The 23,719-nt window shown below is 68.0% G+C and carries 19 protein-coding genes and 1 pseudogene; 9 read left to right on the top strand and 11 right to left on the bottom strand.

Going from position 1 to position 23,719, the window contains the following annotated elements; genetic code table 11:
- Positions 1-79 precede the first annotated feature (79 nt).
- Entirely contained in the window at positions 80-1,039 is a 960-nt protein-coding gene (locus tag IE266_RS09645) for a pirin family protein (protein ID WP_189679875.1), read from the top strand.
- A gap of 1 nt (position 1,040) precedes the next feature.
- Here the strand turns inward: IE266_RS09645 and IE266_RS09640 are convergent, their stop codons facing one another.
- The 5 genes from IE266_RS09640 to IE266_RS09620 are packed head-to-tail and all read right to left on the bottom strand — an operon-like array spanning position 1,041 to position 5,793.
- Positions 1,041-1,523 carry a DUF2165 family protein gene (locus IE266_RS09640; RefSeq protein WP_189679874.1) on the bottom strand — a complete coding sequence of 161 codons (483 nt, stop codon included), beginning with the start codon at positions 1,521-1,523 and terminating at the stop codon, positions 1,041-1,043.
- Positions 1,520-2,410, bottom strand: a complete 891-nt coding sequence (locus tag IE266_RS09635; protein WP_189679873.1) for a TauD/TfdA dioxygenase family protein — start codon at positions 2,408-2,410, stop codon at positions 1,520-1,522. The genes IE266_RS09640 and IE266_RS09635 overlap by 4 nt, the downstream gene beginning before the upstream one ends.
- Positions 2,411-2,414: 4 nt before the next feature.
- Positions 2,415-3,803, bottom strand: coding sequence for an FAD-binding oxidoreductase (locus IE266_RS09630; protein WP_189679872.1), 1,389 nt, complete (start codon positions 3,801-3,803; stop codon positions 2,415-2,417).
- Positions 3,800-5,005: an amidohydrolase family protein gene (locus IE266_RS09625; protein ID WP_189679871.1), complete on the bottom strand. Its 1,206-nt coding sequence runs from the start codon at positions 5,003-5,005 to the stop codon at positions 3,800-3,802. Before IE266_RS09625 ends, IE266_RS09630 begins: the two co-directional genes overlap by 4 nt.
- On the bottom strand, positions 5,002-5,793 hold the full coding sequence (locus IE266_RS09620) for a creatininase family protein (protein WP_189679870.1): 792 nt from the start codon (positions 5,791-5,793) through the stop codon (positions 5,002-5,004). Before IE266_RS09620 ends, IE266_RS09625 begins: the two co-directional genes overlap by 4 nt.
- A 165-nt stretch (positions 5,794-5,958) precedes the next feature.
- On the opposite strand from IE266_RS09620, the gene IE266_RS09615 reads away from it, so the two are divergent.
- Positions 5,959-6,348, top strand: coding sequence for a RidA family protein (locus tag IE266_RS09615; RefSeq protein WP_189679869.1), 390 nt, complete (start codon positions 5,959-5,961; stop codon positions 6,346-6,348).
- Positions 6,349-6,479: 131 nt separating this feature from the next.
- On the opposite strand, the gene IE266_RS09610 is transcribed toward IE266_RS09615, so the two are convergent.
- The 5 genes and pseudogenes from IE266_RS09610 to IE266_RS09590 all read right to left on the bottom strand — a co-directional run bounded on the left by IE266_RS09610 (position 6,480) and on the right by IE266_RS09590 (position 11,166).
- Complete coding sequence (locus tag IE266_RS09610; RefSeq protein WP_189679868.1) at positions 6,480-6,725, bottom strand: MoaD/ThiS family protein; 246 nt, start codon at positions 6,723-6,725, stop codon at positions 6,480-6,482.
- Complete coding sequence (locus tag IE266_RS09605; protein WP_189679867.1) at positions 6,718-8,970, bottom strand: xanthine dehydrogenase family protein molybdopterin-binding subunit; 2,253 nt, start codon at positions 8,968-8,970, stop codon at positions 6,718-6,720. Before IE266_RS09605 ends, IE266_RS09610 begins: the two co-directional genes overlap by 8 nt.
- On the bottom strand, positions 8,970-9,449 hold the full coding sequence (locus IE266_RS09600) for a (2Fe-2S)-binding protein (RefSeq protein WP_189679866.1): 480 nt from the start codon (positions 9,447-9,449) through the stop codon (positions 8,970-8,972). The genes IE266_RS09605 and IE266_RS09600 overlap by 1 nt, the downstream gene beginning before the upstream one ends.
- Positions 9,446-10,299 (bottom strand): annotated as a pseudogene (locus IE266_RS09595) (FAD binding domain-containing protein). Before IE266_RS09595 ends, IE266_RS09600 begins: the two are co-directional and overlap by 4 nt.
- Before the next feature lie 129 nt (positions 10,300-10,428).
- On the bottom strand, positions 10,429-11,166 hold the full coding sequence (locus tag IE266_RS09590; RefSeq protein WP_189679865.1) for a GntR family transcriptional regulator: 738 nt from the start codon (positions 11,164-11,166) through the stop codon (positions 10,429-10,431).
- 371 nt (positions 11,167-11,537) lie between these two features.
- On the opposite strand from IE266_RS09590, the gene araD reads away from it, so the two are divergent.
- From araD to IE266_RS09560, 6 genes are all read left to right on the top strand, one after another.
- A complete protein-coding gene (araD, locus tag IE266_RS09585; protein ID WP_189679864.1) occupies positions 11,538-13,271 on the top strand; it encodes an L-arabinonate dehydratase in 1,734 nt (577 codons plus the stop codon).
- Complete coding sequence (locus tag IE266_RS09580; protein WP_189679863.1) at positions 13,271-14,170, top strand: dihydrodipicolinate synthase family protein; 900 nt, start codon at positions 13,271-13,273, stop codon at positions 14,168-14,170. Before araD ends, IE266_RS09580 begins: the two co-directional genes overlap by 1 nt.
- Before the next feature lie 135 nt (positions 14,171-14,305).
- Positions 14,306-15,010: an ABC transporter ATP-binding protein gene (locus IE266_RS09575; RefSeq protein WP_189679862.1), complete on the top strand. Its 705-nt coding sequence runs from the start codon at positions 14,306-14,308 to the stop codon at positions 15,008-15,010.
- Positions 15,007-17,370, top strand: a complete 2,364-nt coding sequence (locus IE266_RS09570; RefSeq protein ID WP_229863987.1) for an ABC transporter permease — start codon at positions 15,007-15,009, stop codon at positions 17,368-17,370. Before IE266_RS09575 ends, IE266_RS09570 begins: the two co-directional genes overlap by 4 nt.
- Before the next feature lie 3 nt (positions 17,371-17,373).
- On the top strand, positions 17,374-18,606 hold the full coding sequence (locus IE266_RS09565; RefSeq protein ID WP_189679861.1) for an efflux RND transporter periplasmic adaptor subunit: 1,233 nt from the start codon (positions 17,374-17,376) through the stop codon (positions 18,604-18,606).
- Between the two features lie 571 nt (positions 18,607-19,177).
- Positions 19,178-21,886, top strand: a complete 2,709-nt coding sequence (locus IE266_RS09560) for a CHASE domain-containing protein (protein WP_189679860.1) — start codon at positions 19,178-19,180, stop codon at positions 21,884-21,886.
- 33 nt (positions 21,887-21,919) lie between these two features.
- Here the strand turns inward: IE266_RS09560 and efp are convergent, their stop codons facing one another.
- Positions 21,920-22,486 carry an elongation factor P gene (gene efp, locus IE266_RS09555; protein ID WP_189679859.1) on the bottom strand — a complete coding sequence of 189 codons (567 nt, stop codon included), beginning with the start codon at positions 22,484-22,486 and terminating at the stop codon, positions 21,920-21,922.
- A gap of 100 nt (positions 22,487-22,586) precedes the next feature.
- On the opposite strand from efp, the gene epmA reads away from it, so the two are divergent.
- Positions 22,587-23,621 (top strand): EF-P lysine aminoacylase EpmA, encoded by a 1,035-nt coding sequence (epmA, locus tag IE266_RS09550; RefSeq protein ID WP_189679858.1) that lies wholly within the window; start codon positions 22,587-22,589, stop codon positions 23,619-23,621.
- The last annotated feature ends 98 nt before the right edge of the window (positions 23,622-23,719 follow it).

The following is a 23,719-nucleotide window of genomic DNA, read 5'->3' as shown; positions in this document are numbered from 1 at the left end:
TTTCGTGCACTCGCAAGGCGCGACAGCGCGGGCGGGATGCGTCATGCTGGGTGCAGCGATCCAAGCGAAGGAGCCTGCCATGAGCTGGAACCCCACCCATTCCCCCGATTGCCCGCAGATCGACGGCGACGCCATCGAGACGCTGATCATCCCGCGCGCCCGCGATCTCGGCGGGTTCGAGGTGCGCCGCGCGCTGCCTTCCAGCCAGCGCCAGATGGTTGGCCCCTTCATCTTCTTCGACCAGATGGGCCCCGCCGAGTTCATCACCGAAGGCGGCATCGACGTGCGCCCGCATCCGCATATCGGGCTGGGCACGGTCACCTACCTCTACCAGGGCGAGTTCGAGCACCGCGACAGCCTCGGCACGCATCAGATGATCCATCCCGGCGAGGTGAACTGGATGGTCGCCGGGCGCGGCGTCACCCATTCCGAGCGCACCAGCGCCGAAACCCGCGCCAAGCCGCACCAGAAGCTCTTCGGCATCCAGACCTGGATCGCCCTGCCCGAGGACCGCGAGGACATGGCGCCCGATTTCGAGCACCACAAGGAAGCGGCGCTGCCCTTCATCGAGGACGCGGGCGCCCAGGCCCGGCTGATCCTCGGCACCGCCTATGGCAAGGAAAGCCCGGTGACGATGCAGTCCGAGACCTTCTACCTCGACGTCGTGCTGGCGCCGGGCGCCGCCTTCCCGTTGCCGGACGATCACGAGGACCGCGGCCTCTACATCACCACGGGCGAGGTGGAGGTGGCCGGCCAGACCTTCGAAGCGGGCCGCATGATGGTCTTCCGCCCCGGCGACCGCATCTCGGTGCGCGCCGGCGCGCAGGGCGCGCGGCTGATGGCGCTTGGCGGCGCGACGATGAACGAACGCCGCTATGTCTGGTGGAACTTCGTCTCCTCCTCGCGCGAAAAGATCGAGGCGGCGAAGGAGGCCTGGAAGGCCGCTGACTGGACCGGCGGGCCCTTCCACCTGCCGCCGGGCGATACCGAGGAGTTCATCCCCTTCCCGCCCGAGCTGGAGAATACCCGGCCGAAGTAGCCTAGCGCATCAGCACCAGCAGCACGCCCAGGCCCCAGAACAGCAGCATGAAGTGGTTGGCCTGGGCCGACTGGTGGCAATACCAGTAGCAATAGTAGTTGCCGCCGATGATGAAGCCGGCCCAGACCAGGGCAAAGAAGGCGGTGGCGAGGGTGGCGCAGACGCTGGCGAAGCCCGCCGCCGCCATGCCCGCCGCCGCCGCGGCCAGCAGCAGCGCGGCCCCGAGCAGCAGAACCGCCGCAATCGTCTCGGCCCAGCGCACAAAGCCGAACAGCAGGTCGATCGTCCTTTCGCTGCGCACCCGGCGGTCGGCCACCAGCGCGAAGGCCTCGGGGTAATCCCGCTCCATCAATTCCAGCCGCAGCACCTGCGCCAGCACCTGGCGGTTCAGCGCCGGAATGCGCCAGTTGTCGGCCACCGCCACCGCCATCCAGAGGCCGAGGCTGCCGACCAGCGCCGCGTCCAGCAGCAGCGGCCAGGTCATGCCGTCTCGCCGATCCGGGCCAGCGCGTCGAGGCCGTCAACGGGGCGCGCGCTGACGCAGATGCTCGAAAGCGTGCGCGGCTTGTCATAGGGCCAGGGCGTGCCCCGGTGCAGCACAGCGCGCTGGTCCCAGATAAGCACGTCGCCGACCTGCCACTGGTGCGAATAGACGTATTCCGGCCGAGTGCAGAAGCCGATCATCTCGTCGATCAGCGCCTGGCTCTCGGCCTCGTCATAGCCGTCGACCTTGAAGGAATGGCTGGCGAGGTAGAGCGCCTCGCGCCCATTCACCGGGTTGGTCCAGATCGCGTTCCAATGCTGGTCGGGCCACTTGTTGAACATTGCCTGCGCTGCCAGCTCGGGCGAGATCTTGGCGCGCGAGTGGCGATAGGCGTGCCAGACGCCGCGGCCCCGGATCCGTTTCTTCAGCGCCTCGGGCATCGCCGCCCAGCCGGCACGGGTGCTCGCAAGTTCGGTCGCGCCGCCGGTCTCGGTCACCACGCGTGCGATCAGCAGGTTGGTCAGCGCCGGCTGCGGCATGAAGGTGCTGTCGCAATGCCACAGGAAGTTCGCCTTGAGGTGCAGCGTGTGGTGATCCATCTCGGCGGTGGTCGAGCCGTCGTCCTTCACGTTCGAGACCTTCGGAATCTCGAACGCCTGCCCCGGTTTCCGCTCATCCGCCTTGCGGTCCTCGATCGGGCCGAAAAGCGTCGCCAGCGCCATGTGCTGCGCGTCGGTGATCTCCTGCCGCCGGAACAGCAGTGCCGAGTGTTCCTCGAAGAGCGCCCGGATTTCCGGGTAGCCTTCGCCCGTGCTGACATCCGACAGGGCGACGCCCTCGACAGCGACACCGAAATGCGGGTTCAGCGGGGTGGTCGTGATGGTCATGCTCTCAATCCCTGTCCAAGGCTTCGATCTCGTCCGCATCCAGGTGGCGGACATCCTCCCAGACCCGCGACTTGCCCGGATTGAGCAGCCCCTTCGGATCCATCCGTTTCTTCCAGGCGAGGTGGCGGTAGTTACCCTTCAGCCCGCCGCCCTCGACATGAAACGTGTGCGCGTCCCAGACCGAATGGCCATGCGCGCGGTAGATGTCGTCGATCTCGCGCAGCCGTTCCTCGGTCGAGAACCAGATGATCGGCAGGTTGAAGGCGACCACCTTGCCGTCGAGCCGCGCGAATTCGTGGTGCTGCCAGACATCCTCGCCCAGCGCCGCCTCGACGCGGGCGACGGCCTCGGCGTCCGAGGCATCGGGCACCCCGATCTGCTGGTAGGTCGCGGAACGGTCGGCCTTCAGCACCTGCAGGGTCGTGTGGTTGTAGGCGAATTCGAAGACATGCGGCAGGCCGGCCGCAACCCGTTCCGGATCAGTCATGGCGAGGTCGATCTCGCCGCCCTGCGCCGCGATCAGACCGCGGAAGGCCTCCAGCCCCTCGGCCGGAACCAGTGCCACCAGCAGGTGCCTGTCGGCGCGGATATGGTCCTTGAGCCGGGGGAAATAGCCCACGATCCGCGCCTCGACCGCCGAGACCAGCTTGCAGCCGATACCGGCCCGGCTCGCCAGCGCGTAACCGGCGGCATAACAGTCGCGGTAGGTGTCGAAGGTCGCCATGCAGCCGATCCAGTCGCGCGTCGGCACGGTCTTCAGCGTGACCTCGGTGATCGCCCCGTTCAGCCCCCAGGCGTGGTGGATCTGCAGGGCCTCCTCACCCTCGAAGAGATGCTCCTTCGGCTCGGCCTCGACCGACAGCGCCTTCAGCGCGATCAGGTTGCCCGGCTCGCGCAGCGCCCCGTTCGAGAGCGACCCGATCCCCGCCGAGCCACCGGCGACGAAGCCGCCGATTGTGGCGATATCCTGCGTCGAGGGGAACATCGCCATCTCCCAGCCTTCCGCGATCAGCGCCCGGTTGATATCGGCCATCAAGGCCCCGGCCTCGACCCGCACGAAGCCCTCGCCGATCTCGAGGATGCGGTTCATGCCCGTGGTCTCGACGATCAACCCTCCCCGCAGCGGCACCGCCTGCCCGTAGTTTCCGGTGCCGCCACCGCGCAGCACGACCGGGATATCGGCCGCATGGGCGACGGCGAGGCAATGCGCCAACTCCTCGCGCGTCTTCGGCACCGCCACGAGATCGCCAAAGCTCCTCTTGAGCTGCGCGTTCAGGATCGGCGAATACCAGAAGAAATCGCGCGAGCGTTTCTTCACCAGCACCGCCTCGTCGATCACCTCGACCGGCGCAAGCTGCCGCGCGATGGCGCCCCAATCGGTTGCGTCGGTCATGCTGCCAGCCTCTCCAACAAGTCACCCAGGGGAACCGCGCGCGGCGGCGCGCTCAGCAGGTCGGCCAGCGTGGTGGCCTCGAAGCAGATCAGGCCCTGCACCGCCGCGCCCGCGAGCGTCACCGCCTCAAGGCCCATGGCCAGCCGCGCCTCGGTCGAGATCATGCCCAGCCACCTCCCGAAGGGCGGGTCGAGATGCCCGGCCACCGCCGCCAGCGCCAGCGTCGCCAGCGGGTTGTGATTGCCCACCGGGCAGAAGGCATCGCGCACGTTGTCGGCGCCCAGCACCACCCGCACGCCACCCGCGCGCAGCTCGTGGATCCGGGTCAGCCCGCGCCGGTCGGGCGTGCCATCCGCGCGCCCCTGCAGGTAGAGGTTGGTATAGGGCAGCGCCGCCACCGCGATCCCGGCCCGCGCCAGCTTGTCGATGACGCGCGCGAGGTCGCCCCCTGTCCGGTTCATCAACGCGCAGGCATGGCCCAGCAGCACCGGCCCATTGAAACCACAGGCCAGCGCCGCATCGGCAACCCGCTCAACCCCGTCGAGCCCCGGCGCCAGCCCCTCGTCGACATGGACGTCCACCGCCAGCCCGAAGTCCTGCGCCAACCGGAACAGGTTGGCGATCCCCGCCGCGCGCTCGGGCTGATCATAGACGAAACAGCCCAGCACCCCGCAGTCGCGCGCCACGCGGGCCGCGATGCGACGGGCGTGCCCCGCATCGGCCATCACCGGCATACTCACCAGCGCCGCCCGCTGCAGCACCAGAGGATAAGCCTCGGCCACCTCGCCCAGCACCTCCCAGGCCAGCGGCACGGCGGCGGGGTCGTCGACCGTTCCCCAGTCGACGTGACTGCGCACCGCCCCGCAGCCCGCCGTGGCCAGTTCGTCCAGGCCCCGCGTCGCCCGCGCCCGGATATCCTGAGCCGTCCAGCCCGCCCGGTCCTGCCGCTGCGCTGCAATCGCCGCCATCAGATCGCCGCCCACGTGGGGGATGCGCCCCACCGTGTGGCACTTGTCGAGATGCACATGCGGATCCGCAAGCCGCGGCATGACGATGCGCGACGGCTCCGCCGTGGCCGGAGCCAGCCCGACCACCTGCCCCTGTCGCATCACGAGGTCACCTGCCAGCAGGTCGCCGCCGGAGGCAGCGAACCCCGCCAGCGCCGCCGGCACCAGCACCCCCGGCAGACGGGTCTCGCTCATGCCCCGCCCCCTAGATCGAACTGCGCGAACTCCCGCAGGAAGGTGGCGAAGTTGCGCCCCGCGCTCTCGATCAGCGCGCGGCCCTTTTCGGCCGTGGCCAGCGCGGCATTGCCGCAGGCCCCTTCCGGGTTCAGGTCCTCGATCACCCAGGCCGGCGATGCCGCTTGCCCGCTCAGCCCGATCCAGTCGAATTCCGCTTCCCAGCGATCCAGCGACGTGACGAAATCCCGCGCCTCTGCCATGTTCACCAACGCAGGCTTCACCGCCAGCATCGCCGAGGTCTCCAGGTCCCCGGCATGGATGTCCCGCGCATAGGCTTCGGCCGAGATCAGCCCCTCCGTCTCGGCAAACCCGAACCAGCCGCAGACCGCGACGATCATCCTGTTCGCCACCCGCAACTCGCGTGCCGCCACCTGCAACAGCGCGGTGTTCCCGCCATGCCCGTTGAACAGCACCAGCCGCCGCACGCCCGTGCGCGCCAGCGAGGCGCCGATATCGCGCAGCACCGCCAGCAGCGTCTCGGGGCCCAGCGTCAGCGTGCCGGGAAAGCTCAGATGCTCGTTGCTCTTGGTGACCGACAGCACCGGCAACGCCAGCACCGATTGCTCGGGCCCCAGCTCCCCCAGCATGGCCGCCACCGCCGCCTCGATCAGGTCGCGGTCGACCGAAACCGGCAGATGCGGCCCATGCTGCTCGATGGCGCCGAGCGGCAGCACGGCGACCAGATCGCCGGGCAGCTCGCGAAAGGCCGAGGACGGCAGGTCGGCCCAATGGCCCTGCAGGCTCATGGCCAACACCCCGCACAGCCAGGCACACGCATGTCCATTTCTCCCTCCCGGAAGGTGGTTGTCACGCGGCCCTGAGATGAATCTGTGCCAGAGATGTGAGGCAGAGGTTTTCAGAAGCCGCCCGCTCAGGCAAGCCTTAATCTGCCGCCCGGACCGGAGAGAGAGATGAAAGCCCTGATGCCCCCGACCCTGCGCCCGCCCTTCGGCGCCTATGCCCACGGAACCGAGATCCCGCCCGGCTGGCGCATTGTGCGCACCTCGGGGCAACTCGGCATCGGCCCGGACGAGACCATCCCCGCAGGCGCATATGACCAGGCCATGCTCTGCTTCGAGGCGATCCGCGCGATCCTGGCCGAGGCCGGCATGGGGCCGGCGGATGTCGCCCATATCTCGGGCTTCGTCACCGCGCGCGAGGATTTCCCGGACTACATGCGTGCCCGAGACGCCTTTGTCGGACATACCGCACGCCTGCCCGCCTCGACCCTGCTGATCGTCTCGGGCTTCACCCGCCCCGAGTTCCGCGTCGAGGTCGAGGTGATGGCCGCCGCCCCCTGATTTCTCTTCTTCCAAAATACTCGGGGGGAGTCGCCCGGAACGGGCGGCGGGGGGCAAAGCCCCCCTTCAACGGTGGCCACGAGCGCGGCCCCCCGTGCAAGGCGTAGGGCGGGGTTCACCCCGCCGCCCCCTCAGCCGCCCTTCAACCGCTGCATCAGGAAGACCTCGCTCTCGGCTGTGACCGGCGCATCGTTCTGCGCTGTCACCACCTCGCCATCGATCGCCACGGTGACGCCATCGGCGAAGAAGGGCTCGAGGCCCGGATGCGCCTTCACAAGCGCATCCAGCATCTCGCCCACGGTCGAGGCCTCCACCGTCACCACCTGCGCGCCATCGGTGAAGCGGCGCAGCCCCGACCAGAGGTTGACCTCAACCATCCCGCGACGCCTTCATCGCCGCCAGCACCTTGGGCGGGCTCAGCGGCAGGTGGCGGATGCGCGCGCCGGTGGCGGCGGCCACCGCGTTGGCGACGGCCGGCAGCGGCGGGGTGATCCCGGTCTCGCCGACGCCGCGCACGCCATATGGGTGGCCGGGGTTCGGCACCTCGACGATGACCGTGTCGATCATCGGCAGGTCCGAGGCGACCGGCACGCGGTAGTCGAGGAAGACCGGGTTCTGCAGACGGCCGTCCTTGCCATAGACATACTCCTCGTTAAGCGCCCAGCCGATGCCCTGCGCCGCGCCGCCCTGGTACTGGCCCTCGACATAGGCCGGGTGGATCGCGCGGCCGGCGTCCTGCACCACCAGGTAGCGCAGGATGGTGGTGCGCCCGGTCTCGGGGTCGACCTCGACATCGACGACATGGGTGCCAAAGCTCGCGCCCGCGCCGCCCATGGTCACCTCGTGGTGCCCGGCGATGGGCCCGCCGCTCGCGCCCATGCCGGCGGCGATCTCGCCGATGGTCATCGGCGGGAACTTCCCGGCGTTGTCACCGGCCGGGCGCGCCGCGCCGTCGGCCCATTCGACCGCCTCGGGCTCGATGCCCCACTTCTTCGCCGCGCGCTTGCACATTTCCTTGATGGTCTGGTTCGCCGCCTCGACCAGCGCCTTGCCGTTGGCAAAGGTCGCCCGGCTGCCGTGGGTCGGTTCGTTGACGCCCAGCGCGCCGGTCTCGACCACGTTCACCCGCACGTCCTCGTAGGGGATGCCATAGGTCTCGGCCGTCATCAGCCCGACCGAGGCGCGCAGCCCGCCGATGTCCGGCGTGCCGATCGAGACCGTCACGGTCCCGTCCTCGCCCAGCGCGACCGAAACCGAGGTCTCGCCGCCATGATTGAACCAGAAGCCCGAGGCGACGCCGCGGCCCTGGTTGGGGCCAAGCTTCACCTGGTAGTTCGGATGCGCCCTGGCCGCCTCTAGCGTCTCGACCAGGCCGATCTGCTTGTATTTCGGGCCATAGCTCGCCTTGGTCCCCTCGCGGGCGCCGTTCTTCAGGCGCACCTCGATCGGGTCGAGGCCCAGCGCGCGGCACATCTCGTCAACCAGGCTCTCGACCGCGAAGGCCGCCATGGGCGAGCCGGGCGCGCGGTAGGCGGCGGCCTTGGGCCGGTTTGCCAGCACCTCGTAGCCCTCGTGATGGATCGCCGGGATGTTGTAGCAGGCAAAGGCACAGCTCAGCGCCTCGCCCACCGGCGACATGCCGACAAAGGCGCCGCCCTGCATCCGGAACACCGCCGAGGCGGCGGTCATGGTGCCGTCCTTCTTCATGCCGATCTTGACGTCCATCGAGGCCGAGGCCGTCGGCCCCGTCGCCCGCAGCACCTCGGCCCGGCTCATCACCAGCTTGACCGGGCGCCCGCCCGCCTTGCGCGACAGCGCCAGCGCGATCGGTTCCGAGAAGATCGTCGTCTTGCCGCCAAAGCCGCCGCCGATTTCCGAAGGGGTTACCCGCAGCTGCGCCGCCTCGATGCCCAGCACCGCCGCGCTCATCCGGCGGATGTACCAGTGGCCCTGGGTGCAGACCCACATCTCGCCCTTGCCGTCCTCGCCCAGCTGGCCGACGCAGGCATGGGGTTCGATATAGCCCTGGTGCGTCGCCTCGGTGCGATAGGTGTTTTCCATCACCAGGTCGGCCTCGGCGAAACCCGCCTCGACATCGCCGTGACCGAAATCGAGACAGCGCGCCACGTTGGGCGGCGAGCCTTCCGGAACGGTGTGATCCGCCGCGCCTTCCTGCACCACCGGCGCATCCATGCGCATCGCATCATCGACGTCGATCACATGGGGCAGCACCTCGTATTCCACCTCGATCAACCGCGCCGCGTCCTGCGCGATCAGCGCCGAGGTCGCGGCCACGGCGGCGACCGCATGGCCGTCATAGAGCGCCACGTCCCCGGCCAGCGTGTTGTCCTGCAGGTTCAAGTCCTCGCCACTGAGGCCCGTGGGCAGGTCGGCGCGGGTCACCACTGCCTTGACGCCGGGCAGTGCCAGCGCCTTGCTGGCGTCGATCTTCAAGATCTTCGCATGGGCATGGGGCGAACGCACCACCGCGGCCCAGAGCATGTTCGGCACCGAGAAATCGGCGCCATAGCGGGCGCGGCCGGTGACCTTGTCGAGCCCGTCAGGGCGGTTGGGTCGGGTGCCGATCAGCTTGTAGCCGGCCTTCAGTTCATCCTTGGGCATCAGGCGGTCTCCCTCATCTCGGCGGCGGCGGCCTGCACCGCGCGCACGATCTTGTCATAGCCGGTGCAGCGGCAGAGGTTGCCGGCCAGCCAATAGCGGATCTCGGTCTCGGTCGGGTCGGGGTTGGTTTCGAGCAGGTTCTTCGCGGCGACCAGGATGCCGGGCGTGCAGATCCCGCATTGCAGCGCGGCATGTTCGATGAACTGGCGCTGCAGCGGGTGCAGTTCGCCGCCTGCGGCCATGCCCTCGATGGTCTCGATGGTCTTGCCCTGCGCCTCGACGCCGAGGACGAGGCAGGAACAGACCAGCGTGCCGTCCATGGTGACGGAACAGGCGCCGCAGTCGCCGGTGCCGCAGCCTTCCTTGGCGCCGGTCAGGTCAAGCTGGTTGCGCAGGCAGTCGAGCAGCGTCTCTCGCGGATCGCAGAGGAACTCGGTCTCGTCGCCGTTGACGGTGGTGGTAACGTGGATCTTGCTCATGCGGTGGCCCCCCTGGCCCGGTCATAGGCTATGCGGGCGGCGCGCTTGGCCAGCACCCCCGCGACTTCGGTGCGGAAAGCGACGGTGCCCCGCTTGTCGTCGATCGGCTGCCCGCCGCCGCCAGGCGCTCCAGCGCGGCCTCGTCCAGCGTGCTGCCCTCGATGGCCGACGCCGCTTCGGGCACCAGCACCACCGTTGGCGCCACCGCGCCCAGCGCGACCCGGGCCGAGGCGATCCTGTCGCCCTCGACCGTCAGGCTGACGGCGCAGCCGACCACGGCAATGTCCATCTCGGTGCGCGGGATGAAGCGCAGGTAGGCATCGCCGCCGTTCTTGCCGCGCGGCGGCAGGGTGATCGCCGCGATCAGCTCGCCTTTCTTCAGCGAGGTCTTGCCCGGTCCGGTCGGGATATCGGCGACCGCTACCTCGCGGGTGCCTTCCGGCCCGACCACCGTGACCATGGCACTGGCCGCGACCAGCCCCGGCACGCCGTCGGCGGCGGGAGAGCCGTTGCAGAGGTTGCCGGTCAGCGTCGCGCGGCCCTGCACCTGGGTCGAGCCGACCAGCTCCATCCCCTCGACCACGCCCGGCCAGTCGGCCGACAATTCCGCATGGCGGCCCAGCGCGATGCCCGGAACGGCAACGCCGATGCGCCAGCCGCCTTCAGCGGTGCGCTGGATGTCGCGCACGCCGGGAATGTGCTTGATGTCGATCAGGTCATCCGGCGTCACCAGCCCGGCGCGCAGTTGCACCAGAACGTCGGTGCCGCCGGCGAGGAACCGCGTCACGCCCCCTGCCCCGGCCGAGACGCGCGCCGCGTCTTCAAATGTCGATGGAGTGTGATAGCGCATGTTGCCTCCTTTCCGCGCCCGGGCGAGTCTGCCCCGGGCCTAGGTACCCCACGATCAAGCAATGCCCGCCGCGAAGGTGCAAGCGAAAGCAGGACCATTGGGCAAAGAATTGCGTCGAGGCCGCCGGGCTCAGCGGTAGAGGTTGTCGTCCTGGGTGAAATACTCGGGCCGTTCCGCGCGCAGGTCGTCGACCCGGCTGATGGTGCCCGACAGGTGCCGGCGCATGGCCTGGTCCGCCGCCTCGGGGTCACCGCTCTCGATGGCTTCCAGGATCGCGGTATGGGCCTCGACGATATCGGCCATCTTGCCCTTCTTGGGCAGTTCCATCCGCTGGCAGCGCGCCAGGTGGCCGAGCTTGCTGCCCACCAGTTCCTGGATCGCCCCGACCCCGACGCCGCGATAGAGCGTCTGGTGGAAGGTGCGGTCGAGGTCGTTGTACATGTCCATCTGCGCGATATCGCCGACCAGCGCGTTCTGCATCTGCACGATGGCGCGGGCGCGCTTGATGACATCGGGCCTCTGCGCCGCCGCCAGCCTGCGCACCACCTCGCATTCCACCGCCACGCGCAGGAAGTGGGTCTCGTAGAGTTGCTTCACGTCGATCCGCCGCACCACGGTGCGCGACTGCGGATAGATCCGCACCAGACCGTCCTGTTCCAGCTTCTGCAGCGCCTCGCGGATCGGGGTCTGGCTGACACCGAACCGCAGGGTGAGTTCGTTGCGCGCAAGAACGGTGCCGGGCGGCATCTCGAGGCCGATGATCTGCCGGCGCAGCGCATCGTAGACCCGCTGCGCCGCCGAGACGGCGGCGACACCGCCTTGGCCGGTCTCGCTGGTGCCGGGGCGGTAGGCGTATTCCAGGGACATGACGGTTCCGTTCCTGCCGGCGGCCCAGGCTGGCGCCGCGCTGCTTGCGCCCATCATAGGCGCCCGGCGGCGCTTGCACCACTCCCGGCGCGCGGCAAAGGCCCTTTGCCGCCGATGCCGGCATCCGCGCCACGGGTCGCCGCCGCTTGACCCAATTGATATGCTAATATAGCAAATCCTGAAAGGCTTGCGAGGCGAGGCGGCCAATGCCCGACCGCCCATGGGGCGGCTGGAATGCGGATCCCGACCTGCCCGACCGCCTGCATCGGGGAGACTGACATGACCGAACACGCCCCCTGCGACGTCCCCGCGGGCGCGCCGCGGCCCTCCAAGCCTAAGGCAAGGCCGCCGATGCGCCGGGGCGGGCAGCCATGACGCGCAAGAAACCGGAAGACCTCCGCTCGGCACGGTGGTTCGCGCCCGACGACCTGCGCAGCATGGGGCACCGCAGCCGCGCGATGCAGATGGGCTGGAACCCGGAGGACTGGGAAGGCAAGCCGGTCATCGCGGTGATCAACACCTGGTCGGACCTCTCGCCCTGCCACCATCACCTGCGCGACCGGGCCGAGTTCGTGAAGAAAGGCGTGCTGGCGGCAGGAGGCACCCCGGTCGAGATGCCGGTGCATTCCTTCTCGGAGCAATTCCTGAAACCCACCTCGATGCTCTATCGCAACATGGGCGCGCTGGAGGTCGAGGAGACCATCCGCGCCCATCCCATAGACGGGGCGGTGCTGCTGGGCGGCTGCGACAAGTCCACGCCGGCACTGGTGATGGGCGCGCTCAGCGCCGGGGTGCCGTTCATCTTCATGCCCGCCGGCGCAATGCTGCGCGGCAACTACGCGGGCGAAAAGCTCGGTTCGGGCACCGATGTCTGGAAATACTGGGACGAGCGCCGCGCCGGCACCATCGGCAAGGAGCAATGGGACGGCGTGCAGGGCGGCATCGCCCGCAGCTACGGCACCTGCATGACGATGGGCACCGCCTCGACCATGATGTCGATTGCCGAGGGTTTCGGCCTGACGCTACCCGGCGCATCCTCGATCCCCGCGCCGGATGCGGGCCACAAGCGCATGGCCGCCGCCTGCGGCCGCCGCGCGGTGGAAATGGTCTGGGAGGACCTGACGCCCGACAAGATCGTGACATGGCAGGCCACCCGCAACGCCGTCACCGTGGCCATGGCCACCGGCTGTTCGACCAACGCAATCATCCACCTGATCGCCATGGCCCGCCGCGCCGGCATCCCGCTGGAGCTCGACCACCTCGACACCATCGGGCGCACGACCCCGGTGCTGGCGAATATCCGGCCCTCGGGCAAAGAGTATCTGATGGAGGACTTCTTCTATGCCGGCGGCCTGCCCGCGCTGATGAAGGAACTGGGCGACAAGCTCGACCTGTCGGTGATGACCGTCACCGGCAAGTCGCTGGGCGAAGGCATCGCGGCGGCGGTGAACTACAACCCCGACGTGATCCGCCCGCTCTCGAACCCGGTCTACCACGAGGGCTCGCTGGCCGTGCTGAAGGGCAACCTCGCGCCTGATGGGGCGGTAATCAAGCCAGCGGCGATGGACCCGCGCTTCCAGACCCATCGCGGCCCAGCCATCGTCGCCGACAGCTATGCCGATCTGAAGACCATCATCAACGACGAGAACTACCCGATGACCCCGGACCACGTTCTGGTGCTGCGCAACGCCGGTCCGCTCGGCGGCCCCGGAATGCCGGAATGGGGCATGATCCCGATGCCGAAGGCGCTGCTGAAGCAGGGGGTGCGCGACATGGTGCGCCTGTCGGATGCGCGGATGTCCGGCACCTCGTATGGCGCCTGCATCCTGCATGTCGCGCCCGAGGCCTTCATCGGCGGCCCGCTCGCGATGATCCGGACCGGCGACATCATCGAGCTCGACATCCCGAACCGCAGCCTGAACGTCGCGCTCTCGGACGCGGAACTCGACGCACGCAAGGCCGACTGGACCGCGCCGCCGCCGCGCTATGAACGCGGTTACGGCAAGATGTTCTCGCAGCACGTCGAACAGGCCGACAAGGGTTGCGACTTCGACTTCCTGCGCACCGATTTCGGCGCGCCGGTCCCGGAACCGGAGATCAACTGATGCCGCATGACCTGAAGACCGCCCTGCGCGGCATCTCCGGCATCCTCGTCGCGCCCTTCGACGAGGACGGCGAACTGGCGACCGACCGCCTGTCTCCCATCGTCGACCGCGCCATCGGCGCCGGGGTGCATATCCTCGTCGCCAATGGCAATACCGGCGAATTCTACGCGCTGGACGAGGTCGAGGCGCGCCGCTTCGCCGAGGCCGCCGCCGCGCAGATCAACGGCCGCGTCCCGCTGGTCTGCGGCATCGGCCGCGGCATCCGCGAGGCCAGCCGCGCCGCCGCCCATGCCGCCTCGCTTGGCGCGGATGCGCTGATGGTACACCAGCCGCCCGATCCCTTCGTCAGCCCGCGCGGCCTGCGCGACTATGTCGCCCGTATCGCCGAGGCAGGCGACGGCACGCCGCTGATGCTCTACCTGCGCAACGACCTGATCGGCACCGCAGCCATCGCCGAGATCTGCGCAGTGCCCGGTGTTGCCGGCGTCAAATGGGCCACGCCCAACCCTCTGAAGCTCAAGGCTGCAATGGAAGCCGCGCCCGACCACATCATTTGGGTCGGCGGGCTGGCCGAGGTCTGGGCCCCGCCGCTCTACGCCGTCGGCGCGCGCGGTTTCACATCGGGGCTCATCAACGTCTGGCCCGCGCGCTCGGTGGCCATCCACGCTGCTTTGGACAAGGGCGACTATGACGAGGCCAACCGCCTGATCGCCGGCATGACCGTCTTCGAGGACATCCGCGCCGAGGAGATGGGCGGCACCAATGTCACCGGCGTCAAGTCCGCGCTGAAGCTGATGGGCGAGGATTGCGGCGCAACCCGCCCGCCCTCGGCCTGGCCGCTGACCGACAACCAGCAGGCGCGCCTGGCCGCCTTCATGAGGCAAAACGGCCTGGCCTGAGCAGGGGTGAGGGGACCATCCCGGCCCGTTGGCTTGACCCGGCAGGCACAGCGAACTCAGATGTTGGTTGACCGAGGTCAACTTGTGGTACGCCTTGTCGTGCAACACTGCCGCGCAAGCAGATCGGAGCAACGGATGACGCCGGCCTATTCCGCGAGGGGCCTGAGCAAGGTGTATGGCGAGGGCCCCTCGGCGGTCCACGCCCTGCGCGGTGTCGACCTCGACATTCCGGCGGGCGAGATCGTGGTGATGCTGGGCGCCTCGGGCAGCGGCAAGTCGACCCTGCTCAACATCCTTGGCGGGCTCGACCGGGCAAGCAGCGGCACTGCCCATTTCCGCGACCTCAGCCTGACCGACCTCGACGACCGCGCCCTGACCCGCTACCGGCGCAACCACGTCGGGTTCGTCTTCCAGTTCTACAACCTGATGCCGAGCCTCACCGCCCGCGAGAATGTCGAGCTGGTGACCGAGATCGCCGCGAACCCGATGCCCGCCGACGAGGCGCTGGCCATGGTCGGGCTGAAGGACCGGCTCGACCATTTCCCCTCGCAGCTCTCTGGGGGCGAGCAGCAGCGCGTCGCCATCGCCCGCGCCATCGCCAAGCAGCCCGAGGTTCTGTTCTGCGACGAACCGACCGGCGCGCTTGACAGCGCCACGGGCCGCGCGGTGCTGAAGGTGCTGAACGACGTCAACGCCCGGCTCGGCTCGACCCTGCTGATGGTCACGCATGCCGCCAGCATCGCGCAGATGGCGCATCGGGTGATAAAGCTCGCCGATGGCGCGATCCGCGACGTGCAGGTGAACGCGACGCGCCTGCCCCCCGAGGAGATACACTGGTGAGCCCGCTCGACACCAAGCTGCTGCGCGACCTCGCCCGGATCAAGGGGCAGGTCATCGCCATCGTGTTGGTGATCGCCGTGGGGGTGCTGCTGCAGGTGATGATGTCGGGCCTCGTCGCCTCGCTCAGCGAGACGCGCCGCGCATACTACGAACGCAACCGCCTGGCCGATGTCTTCGCCCCGGTCGCCCGCGCCCCCGAGGCCGAACTCGCGCGCCTCGCCGCCCTGCCCGGCGTTGCGCGCGCCGAGGGGCGCGTGGTCGGCGCGGCGCTGATCGACCTTGTCGAGGAGGCGGTGCCGATCCAGGCCCGCGCCCTTTCGCTGCCCGACTTCGGTGAGGCGACGTTCAATACCATCTACCTGACCGCCGGCCGCCTGCCCGAACCCGGCGGGCGCGACGAGACCCTGCTGCTGACTGCCTTCGCCAGGGCGCGTGGCATCGCCCCCGGCGACAGGTTGCCCGTCACCATGAATGGCACGCGGCGCAGCCTGCATGTCGTCGGCCTGGCGGAGGCGCCCGACCTGCTTTACATCGGCGTCCCCGGCGAGATGATGCCCGACCCCGCCCGCGTTGCCGCGCTCTGGATGCGCCGCACCGAACTGGCCGCCGCCTATGACATGCAGGGCGCCTTCAACGAGGCGCTGATCGCGCTGAGCCGCGACGCCACCGAGGCCGCGGTGCTCGACCGGATCGACGCCCTGCTCGACCCCTGGGGCGGCACCGGGGCCTATGGGCGCAGCGACCTGGTGTCCGACCGTTTCGTCTCGGAAGAGATCGGCGGGCTTGCCACCATGGCCCGCGCGGTGCCGCCGCTGTTCCTCGCCGTGGCGGCCTTCCTGCTCTACATCGTCGTCGGCCGCATCGTGCAGTCCGAACGCGAGGAGATCGGCCAGCTCAAGGCCTTCGGCTATACCAATACCGAGGTTGCCTCGCATTACTTCAAGCTGGTGCTTGCCGTGGCCATCGCCGGCGCGGCGCTTGGTTGCCTGCTGGGGGTGCTGGCGGGGCGCGCGATGATCCCGATCTACCTGACCTTCTACAACTTCCCCTTCCTCGTCTTCCGCCCCGACCCAGCGGCCTTTGCCATCGGTGCCATCGCCAGCGTCGCCGCCGCCTCGGCCGGCGGGATCATCGTGCTGCGCCGGGTCTTTGCCTTCACCCCGGCCGAGGCGATGCGCCCCCCCGCCCCGCCCGACTTCTCGCGCACGATCACCTTCACCGGGCGTGCCGCCCGCCTGCTCGACCAGCCCACCCGCATGGTGCTGCGCGGCATCGCGCGCCAGCCCTGGCGGACGCTGGCGCTGGCAGCGGGCATCGCCGGGGGCATGGCGCTCGCCTCTGGGATGACCACGATCTACGGCGCCTTCGACCGGATGATGGACCTGAGTTTTACCGTGATCGACCGTTCCGACGGTACCGTCGTCTTCACCCATCCGCTGGGCGAGAAGGCGGCCCTGGAACTCGCCCGGATCCCCGGCGTCTTTTCTGTCGAGCCGGTGCGCGATGTGCCCGCCATCCTGCGCAACGGGCGCGAGACCCATCGCGGCAGCGTCACCGGCCTTGTCGACACTCCCGAGATCGCCCGCGCCATCGATGCCCGCATGGCCCCTATCGCGTTGCCCGACAAGGGCATCGTCCTCAGCCAGGCGCTGGCCGATATCCTGAACATCGCCCCTGGCGAGATGCTGACCGTCGAGGTGCGCGAAGGCCGCCGCCCGGTGCTGGAGGTGCCCGTCACCAAGGTCGCCACCAGCCTGATCGGCGCGCCCGCCTACATGCGGCTCGACGCGCTGAACCGCGAACTGGCCGAGCCGGGGCGCATCTCGGGCGCGCGGCTGCGGGTCGACCCGGCCCGCGCCGAGGAGATCTGGCGCCTGCTCAAGGACCGGCCAACCGTGGCGGGCGTGAGCGTGGCCAAGGATGCCCGCGCCTCGCTGCAGAAGCTGATGGACCAGGGCGCGGGATCGGCGCGCTATATCATGGGCGCGGTCGCCTTCGTGATCACCTTCGGCATCATCTACAACGCCGCCCGCATCGCCTTTACCGAACGCGCCCGCGACCTCGCCTCGCTGCGGGTGATCGGCTTCAGCAAGGGCGAGGCCGCCTTCATCCTGCTCGGCGAACTTGCCGTCATCGTGCTGGCGGCGCTGCCGGTCGGCTCGCTTGCCGGCTATGGGCTGACCTTCGCCATCGCCGCCGGCTTCTCCTCGGAGCTCTACCAGATTCCGGCCGCCTTCGACCCCTTCAGCCACGGCTTTGCCGCCAGCTTCGTGCTGGGCGCGGCGCTGGTCTCGGGCTGGATGGTGAAGCGCGACCTGGACCGGACCGACCTGATCGCGGTCCTGAAATCAAGGGACTGACCCATGCGCCAACGCCGCTTTTCCCGCCCCATCCTGATCCTTGCCACCGTCGCGCTTGTCGGGGCCGGGCTGGCCTGGGCCTTCTGGCCGCGCCCGACGATCCTGGACATCGGCGAGGTCACCCGCGGCCCAATGCAGGTGACGATCAACGAAGAGGGGCGCACGCGGGTGCGCCAGGCCTACATGGTCTCCACCCCCGTCAACGGTCGCCTGCTGCGGGTCGAGGGGCTGCCCGGCGACCCTGTCGAGAAGGACAAGACCGTGGTGGCCCGGATGCGCCCCGCCGACCCTGCGGTGCTTGACGTGCGCACCCGCGAACAGGCGCTGGCGGCGGTCGATGCGGCGCGCGCGGCCACCCAGGTCGCCGAGGCCAATCTGGAAGCCGCCACCGCCGATTACGACCTGCTGCTCTCCGATCTCGAACGCAGCCGCCGGCTGGCCGCCAGCGGCACGATCAGCCACGCCGCGCTCGACCGGGCCGAAGGCGCCGCCCGCGCCGCCGAGGCGCGCCAGCACACCGCCGAGGCCGCCGTCGCCCAGCGGAAGGCAGAACTGCAGAGCGCCGAGGCGCAGCTGATCGGGATCGCCGATCACACGCAGCTTCACGCACTCGAGGCCCGTCTGGGCGAGGAACTGTCGATCCTGTCGCCCTCCGATGGCGTCATCCTGCGCGTCATCACCACCGACGAACAGATCCTGGCCGCCGGGGCCCCGATCCTTGAAGTCGGCGATATCCGCGAGGGGCTGGAAGCCGTGGTCGAGCTGATCTCCTCCGACGCCGTGCAGGTGCGCGTCGGCAACCCGGTGCGCATCGCCGCCTGGGGCGGTGCGACCGACCTGGCCGGGACGGTCACCCGCGTCGATCCCTTCGCGGTCACCAAGGTCTCGGCCCTCGGCGTCGAGGAACAGCGCGTGCCGGTCGTCATCGCCATCGACACGCCGCCGGACCTGCGCGACGGCATCGGTCACGGCTTCCGCATCGAGGCCCATATCGTCATCTGGCAGGCCGAGGACGTCACCCGCGTTCCCGCCAGCGCCCTGTTCCGCGAGGGCGGCGACTGGGCGGTCTTCGTCATCGCCGACGACACCGCAGAGCTGCGCACCGTCCGGATCGGGCACAACAACGGGCAGGAGGCCGAGGTGCTGGACGGCCTGGCCCCCGGAGACCTCGTGGCCCTCTACCCTCCCGCCGGGCTGAGCAGCGGGCAGAGCGTCGAGCGACGACAGGTGGATTGAGTACGGGCCCCATGGAGGCCGCGGAGTCTTGACGTTCGGCCGGCCATCATATGATGCCGAAATGCATCTTTCGGAGTGGAAATATTTTCTGCCGGCAAGATCGCTTGGCAGCCCGCGGACCGGCAGTCTTTAATCTGGCAAGTTGCCTGCGGCACGACGCGACCTTCGCAAAGGAGTTTCAGCCGCCACCCTTTGGCTGAGAACATTGAATTTCACCCGTTTGCCCAATCGGCTTTGCTCGGGTTTTTCCACTTTGCGAAACTCGATATCTCTCAAGCAGAACAAAGGCCGACGGAATTTGCTCAGGACACGCGAACGGAGATCGCCAAACCATTGATACAACTATAGCTTGTGGGCTGAATGAAAATGGTTAATATTCCATCTAAACCCACGCATTTGGCTCGCAGTGACGGGAATAAGAGGGAAACAGGCCTTGGTCTTTCGCTTTAGGTCAGTGCGATACGCACTTATCGCCGTTTGCCTCGGGCTGACCACGCTGTCCTATTGGGTCGTCGATAACATCGCGCGCACGCGATCCCTCGATGCTTTCGAGACGATAACGGCAGACAGCATGTCGACGCTTGTCGAACGGCTAAGCGCCTATCGGCAAAGCCTGAACGGCCTCAGCGGCCTGTTCGCGGCCTCGCATCGCGTCACGCAGGATGAGATCGACGCCTATGTCAGCCAGATCGACATGGCCGCGAACATGCCCGAGGTCAACGGCCTGGGCCTGATCGTCTCGGTCCAGCGCGCGGAGCTTCCCGGCTTCATGGCAGAGGCCCGCGCCGATGGCGTTCCCGAGTTCACGATCCACCCGGCCAGCGACGCCGATACGCTCTTTGTCGTCAAATACATCGCCCCCCGGTCGGACAACACCGCGCTTCCCGGCCTCGACATCGGCTTCGATCGCGGCTGGCGCGCGTCGGCGATTGCCGCCCGCGATACCGGCCTGACGCAGATGACCCCGCTCGGGCAGTTCACGCCGGACGACAAGGCCGAGGCCGGCTTTCTGCTGCTCCGGCCGATCTATGCCCCGCGGGCCTCGACAGTTACGGCAGCCGAACGCCAGGCAGCCCTGATCGGCTGGGCGTTCGCGCCCCTCATCAGCGCGCGTTTCCTCGAGGATTTCGCAAGCCTGCGCACCCAGCTGTTCGAGATCCAGCTCTTCGACGGCAAAGGCACGAACACCGGCGATCTGATCTATAGTTCTGTGGCCAACCCCGATGCTTCGACCGCCTTTTCCAAGACGGCGGAGATCGAGGTCTTTGGCCGCATCTGGACCATTCACTGGCAGAGCACGCCGGAGTTCGACGCAGCCCAGCCCTGGCGCGCGCCCTATGTCGTCCTGGCCATCGGCCTCAGCCTTACCCTGCTGATCGGCCTGATCTTCCGGATGATGGCGCGCAGCGAAAGGCGCGTCCGGAGCCAGGTGCGCGAGAAGACCCGCGCTCTCAGGACCAGGGAAGAGGAATACCGCTCGGTCTTCGAGAACGCGCATATCGGCATCCTTACCCTTGATGGCGCAGCCGTCATCCTGCGCGCGAACGAAACCGCCATCGAGGGTCTCGGCGGCCAGCGCGACCGTATCATCGGCCACCCGGTGGAGGATATCCTTCCCGAAATCGACATCGCGCTGAACGGGGGAAAGTGCTTTGGTCCCCCGCCAGCGCCCGGCATGGACGAACGGATCTTCGACTATCGCCAGAGCCAGTGGCGCGACGTCAATGGCGAGTTGCGCCGCACCATACTCCTGCTCGACATCACCGAGCAGGAAGAACACGTGGCCCAGATCAAGGAAACCGAGAAGCGGTGGAACCTCGCGCTCAAGGGCGCGCAAATCGGTGTCTTTGATCTCGATGTTACAACCGGCAAGTCGGTGGTCTCGGACAGCTGGCGGCGGATCATGGATGTCGAGCTCGAGCCCGACGACTTCAACCCGCAATCGGTCTTCATCGACCGGGTCCACCCGGACGACTACAAGCGGCTGCGCGCCAGCGACGACGCTTGCCTGCGCGGCGAGACGGTGCGGTCATCTTGCCATTACCGCGTCCGCTTCGGCGAGGACGAGTGGCGCTGGATGCATTCGGACGGCACGGTTGTCGACTGGGACAGCAACGGACGCGCCCTGCGCTTTGTCGGCGCCCAGACCGACGTTACCGAGCAGATGATCGCCCAGAACGCCCTGGCGCTCAGCGAGGAGCGCTTCCGGCTGGTGTTCTTCCATGCCCCGGTTGGCAAGGCCATCGCCGAAGGCAAATACTATTTCACCGCCGTGAACGAGGCGATGTGCAAGTTCCTCGGATATACCGAGGAGGAACTGCTGACCAAGATCCGCCTGCGCGACGTTCTCGACTGCGAGGATCTGGCCGACATCTACAACGAAATCGACCTGCGCCGCGAAGCCGGCGAAAGTTCGATGCAGGCGGAAAAGCAGTTCATCCTGCGTGATGGGACGAGAGGCTGGGGTCTCATCAGCATCTCCTGGACCATGGACGAAAGCCTTGGCGACCTGCTTTTCATCGTGCAGATCAACGACATTTCCGAAATCAAGGAAATGGAGCGCACCAAGAGTGAATTCGTCTCGACGATCAGCCACGAATTGCGCACCCCGCTTACCTCGATCCGGGGCTCGCTCGAACTCATGGCTTCGGCCGAGCTTGCCGAGTTCCCCGACAAGCGCAAACGGCTGCTCGACATCGCCCGCCAGAATTCGGACCGCCTGCTGCGGCTCATCAACGACGTGCTCGACCTAGAGCGGATCGAGTCGCGGCGTTTCGAGTTCGCCCACTACGACGAGGACGCGGACGAGCTTCTGACCGAATCCTGCGAGATCAACTCGCCCTTTGCCGTCAAGCTGAACGTCTCGCTCGAGATCGCGCAACTGACCGGAGGAGCCACGGTCAGCGTCGACCGCAACCGCTTCGGCCAGGTGATGACCAACCTCATCTCCAATGCCTGCAAGTTCTCGGACCCCGCAGGCACCGTTCGCATCGGCGCCGAGATCGAGGGCGGCTTCGTGAGGTTCTGGGTGAACAATCGTGGCCCCGGCATCCCCGATTCCTTCCGCGCGCGGGTCTTCACCCCCTTCTCGCAGGCCGACGGGACCGATACGCGCCGCGTCGGCGGCACGGGGCTTGGCCTCAACATTGCCAAGCAGATCGTGGAACGGATGGGCGGGACGATCGGTTTCACCTCGGTCGTCAACGAGGAAACCACCTTCTGGTTCACCTGCCCCCTTTCCGAGGAAGCCACGGCAGACCAACGCCAGGTGGCCGGCTGACGGCCCGCGCGAAGCGGGCCGCCTCGAACGCACTCAGCTCTTGGCGCGCTCGACGTAGGTGTTGTCGGCGGTGTTGATCACGATCCGGGTGCCGACGTCGATATGCGGCGGCACCATGACGCGCACGCCGATCGTGGTCATCGCCGGCTTGTAGCTCGACGAGGCGGTCTGCCCCTTCACCACCGGCTCGGTCTCGGAAATCTCGACGACGATCTTCTGCGGCAGTTCGATGGCGATCGGGGCGCCCTCGAAGGTCTGCAGGAAGACCTTCATGCCCGGCTCGAGATAGGCGGCCGCGTCGCCGACCACATCGGGGGTCGCCGTGACCTGGTCGAAGGTCTCGGGGTTCATGAAGTGATAGCCCTCGCCGTCGTCATAGAGGAAATCCCACTCCCGCTCGTCCACGGTGGCCTTCTCGACCTGCTCGGTGGTCTTCCAGCGTTCGGTGGTCTTCACCCCGTCGGAAATCCGGCGCATGTCGACCGAGGTGGTCGGCGTGCCCTTGCCGGGGTGGAAGTTCTCGGCCTTGAGAACGACATAGAGCCGCCCGTCCAGTTCGACGACGTTGCCCTTGCGGAGAGAGGAGGCGATGACTTTCACGGGGTTTTCCTTGTGGATGGTCGCGTTGCGCTCTATGCGCCGGTATCGGACAGGGGCCTAGCCCATGTCCGCGCGAGAATCCAGAGAAAGAGCAGAATCCATGACCGACAGCCGCTGGTGGAGCCCCTCCCGTCACGCCGACCGCCGGCCGATCCTGCTGGCGCGCAACCGAATGCAGGCGGCGATCCGGGCATTTCTGGCGGGCGAGGACTTCGTCGAGGTCGACCCCGCCGCGCTGGCGGTCAGCCCCGGAAACGAAGCCCATCTGCACGCCTTCGCGACCGATGCGATAGGCAATGACGGTCTCGGGCGGCGGATGTATCTGCACACCTCGCCTGAATTCGCCATGAAGAAACTGCTCGCCGCCGGCGAGAAACGCATCCATGCCTTCGCCCATGTCTGGCGCAACCGCGAGCGCGGGCCGAAACACAGCCCGGAATTCACCATGCTCGAATGGTATCGGGTGGGCGAGGACTATGCCGTCCTGATGGAGGACGTCGCCGAGATGGTCCGCCTCGCCTGCCGGGCGGCGGGCACCGATGTCCTGCGGTACAACGATATCACCTGCGATCCCTTCGCGCCCTTTGAACGGGTTTCGGTTGCCGAGGCCTTCCGCCGCCATGCCGGGATCGACCTGCTGGCGACACTGAACGGGGCCGCAGCCGTCCGCCCTGCCCTTGCCGCCCAGGCCAGTGCCGCCGGGATCCGCATTGCCGAGGATGACAGCTGGTCGGACATCTTCTCGCGCATCCTCTCGGAACGGGTGGAACCGCACCTGGGCCACGGCCGCATCACAGTGCTCGACCGCTACCCCGCCGCCGAAGCGGCGCTCGCCCGGGCCTGCACCGACGACCCGCGCGAGGCGGAACGCTTCGAGGTCTATGCCTGCGGGGTCGAGCTCGCCAATGGCTTTGGCGAACTGACCGACTCGGCCGAACAGCGCCGTCGCTTCGAGGCCGAGATGGACGAGAAGCAGCGTGTTTACGGCGAGCGCTATCCGCTCGACGAGGATTTTCTCGCCGCGCTGGCGCTGATGCCCGAGGCTTCGGGGATCGCGCTGGGGTTCGACCGCCTGGTGATGCTGGCCACCGCCGCGCCGGGCATTGACGCGGTTGTTTGGACGCCTGTTGGGTAGAGGTGGTTCTGGACGCTGTTTTTGGGATTAATGGTCGTCAAACGCATGAACGCCGCCCTGATTATGGGCGGCGTTTTGTGTAGTGTTTGTAAAGAGAG

Origin of the sequence: Seohaeicola zhoushanensis (assembly GCF_014656415.1) — a bacterium.
GTDB classification, from domain to species: Bacteria; Pseudomonadota; Alphaproteobacteria; order Rhodobacterales; family Rhodobacteraceae; genus Seohaeicola_A; species Seohaeicola_A zhoushanensis.
This window is presented reverse-complemented; position numbering and strand designations above follow the sequence as displayed.